The sequence below is a fragment of the Streptomyces poriferorum genome, from assembly GCF_019399235.1.
Lineage (GTDB): Bacteria > Actinomycetota > Actinomycetes > Streptomycetales > Streptomycetaceae > Streptomyces > Streptomyces poriferorum.
Genome location: NZ_JAELVH010000492.1, coordinates 1 through 2,721, shown reverse-complemented (window position 1 = coordinate 2,721; position 2,721 = coordinate 1). Strand labels below are relative to the sequence as shown.

The 2,721-nt window shown below is 73.5% G+C and carries 2 protein-coding genes and 1 pseudogene; all 3 read left to right on the top strand.

The genetic code is table 11. The annotated features are described in order from the left end of the window. Positions 1-827: pseudogene (locus JGS39_RS38850) on the top strand (acetate--CoA ligase family protein); the annotation flags it as partial. 80 nt (positions 828-907) lie between these two features. After that, entirely contained in the window at positions 908-1,504 is a 597-nt protein-coding gene (locus JGS39_RS38845) for a DUF5998 family protein (RefSeq protein WP_219574478.1), read from the top strand. Next, complete coding sequence (locus JGS39_RS38840; protein ID WP_219574477.1) at positions 1,504-2,694, top strand: alkaline phosphatase family protein; 1,191 nt, start codon at positions 1,504-1,506, stop codon at positions 2,692-2,694. Before JGS39_RS38845 ends, JGS39_RS38840 begins: the two co-directional genes overlap by 1 nt. Positions 2,695-2,721: the final 27 nt, after the last annotated feature.

Genomic DNA, 2,721 nt, shown 5'->3' with positions numbered 1-2,721 from the left:
GGCCGGATCCCCGCCTACCCCGCCGCCGAACGCGCGGTCCGGGCGCTCGCCGAAGCCGTGCGGTACGCCCAGTGGCGACGCCAGGCCGCCGTACCCGGAAAGGTGCCCGAGTTCCTCGACGACACCATCGACGAACCGGCCGCGGGCACCCTCATCGACACCCTGCTCGGCCAGGACCCCGACCCGCGCGGCAGGCCCCTGGAACACGACGAGGCCCGCGAGCTGCTGGCCTGCTACGGCATCACCGTCCGGCCCACCCTCCCGGCACCCGGCCCGGAGGAAGCCGTGGCCGCGGCGGCGCGGCTCGGCTACCCCGTGGCACTCAAGACGACCGCACCCCATCTGCGGCGCTGCGCCGCGCGTACGGCGAACTGACCGACCTGCTCGGCAAGCCCGCCGAGCTCCGGCCCGTCGTGCAGTCGATGGCCCCGCGCGGCGTCGACACCGTGGTGCGGGCCACGATCGACCCGGCGGCCGGCGCCGTCCTCTCCTTCGGCCTGGCGGGCGCACCCTCCGAACTCCTCGGCGACACCGCGCACCGGCTGGTCCCCGCCACGGACCGCGACGCCGCCGAACTGATCCGGTCCATCAGGGCGGCCCCGGTCCTGTTCGGCTGGCGCGGCTCGGCGCCCGTGGACACCGCCGCGCTGGAGGAACTGCTGCTGCGGGTCTCACGGCTGGTCGACGACCACCCGGAGGTGGTCGCGATCGCCCTGGAACCGGTCGTGGTCGCCACCCAGGGACTGACCGTCCTCGGAGCGAGCGTCCGGCTCTCGCCGCCCCCGGCCCGCACGGACCTCGGCCCCCGGCGCCTGTCCAACTACTGACCCGCGTCGCCCCGGGCCCCGTCCGGCAACGGCGGCGGGACCGTCCCCGGCAGCCACCGGCCCCCCGTAGGATGGTGCGTATGGCTAAGACCGGTACGACGACCCAGGGGCTGCGCGCGGCGATCGAGCGCAGCGGCTACTACCCGGCCCTCGTGGCCGAGGCGGTGGAGGCCGCCGTGGGCGGTGAGCCGGTCGCTTCGTACCTGGTGCACCAGGAGACGACCTTCGACTCCAACGAGGTGCGCAGGCACGTCACGGTGCTGGTGCTCACGGACACCCGCTTCATCGTCAGCCACACCGACGAGCAGAACGCCGACACCAGCTCCCCGACGCCGTACGCCACCACGTCCACCGAGTCGGTCAAGCTCGACCGGATCTCCTCGGTCGTGGTCAGCCGGGTCGTGGCCAACCCGGAGAAGTACGTACCCGGCACGCTGCCCCGCGAGGTCGTCCTGACCATCGGCTGGGGTGCCGTCTCCCGGATCGACCTGGAGCCCGCCGCCTGCGGCGACCCCAACTGCGAGGCCGACCACGGCTACACCGGCAGCTCCACCGCCGACGACCTGAGCCTGCGTGTCAGCGAGGCCGGCGACGGCCCCGACACCGTGCGCCAGACCCTTGCGTTCGCCCAGGCGCTCTCCGAGGCCACGGCCGCGACCCCGGCGGCCGGCCGCTGATGGTCCACCCGGCCTGGCAGGACGACCCCGTGCTGCTGCCACTCGACACCGCACCCGTGCCGGAGTACGGCAGCGGTTCGCTGGCCGATCTGCTGCCGACGCTCGTCGCGGGACAGGGCGTCCCCGGTTTCACCGCGGCGATCCCCGAGCTCACCCCCGCCGACCGCAACTGCGTCTTCCTGATCGACGGTCTCGGCTGGGAGCAGATCAAGGCGCACCCGGACGAGGCACCGTTCCTGCACTCCCTCCTGCCCACCTCGCGAGGCGGCACGGGCCGCCCGGTCACCGCTGGTTTCCCGGCCACCACCGCGACCTCGCTGGCCTCGGTCGGCACCGGCCTCCCGCCGGGCGAGCACGGCCTGCCCGGCTACACGGCCCGCAATCCGGAGACCGGCGAGCTGATGAACCAGCTCCGCTGGAAGCCGTGGACACCGCCGAAGGTCTGGCAGCCGTACCCCACCGTCTTCCAGCTGGCCGACGCCGCCGGAGTCCGTACCGCCCAGGTCTCCGCCCCCACTTTCGAGCAGACCCCGCTGACCAAGGTCGCGCTCAGCGGCGGCTCGTTCCTCGGCCGGCTCACCGGTGAGGAGCGGATGGACGTCGCCGCCCAGCGGCTGGCGGCCGGGGACCGCTCCCTGGTCTACACGTACTACAGCGAGGTCGACGGCAAGGGACACCGCTTCGGTGTCGACTCCGACGCCTGGCGCGGGCAGCTGATGTACGTCGACGGGCTGGCCCGGCGCCTCGCCGAGCAGCTCCCGCCGCGCTCGGCGCTGTACATCACCGCAGACCACGGCATGATCGACATCCCGTTCGACGAACAGTCCAGGATCGACTTCGACGAGGACTGGGAGCTGCGCGCCGGTGTCGCCCTGCTGGGCGGCGAGGGCCGTGCCCGCCATGTCTACGCCGTACCGGGTGCCGAGGCCGATGTGCTGACCGTCTGGCGCGAGGTGCTCGGCGAGCAGTTCTGGGTGGCGAGCCGTGACGAGGCCGTCGAGGCGGGCTGGTTCGGCCCGCGCGTCGACGAGCGGGTCCTCGGCAGGATCGGCGACGTGGTCGCGGCGGCCCACGACGACGTGGTGATCACCGCCTCCGTCAACGAGCCGCACGAGTCCGCGATGGTCGGCATGCACGGCTCGATGACCCCCGTCGAGCAGCTCGTCCCGCTCCTCGAAGTACGGACCTAGCCCCTCCCGTCCCGTCCCACCCTCCTC

What these genes read in the sequence shown, in the direction of transcription:
- JGS39_RS38845 (WP_219574478.1), top strand. Translation starts at nt 908, where the DNA reads ATGGCTAAGACCGGTACGACGACCCAGGGGCTGCGCGCGGCGATCGAG.
- JGS39_RS38840 (WP_219574477.1), top strand. Translation starts at nt 1,504, where the DNA reads ATGGTCCACCCGGCCTGGCAGGACGACCCCGTGCTGCTGCCACTCGAC.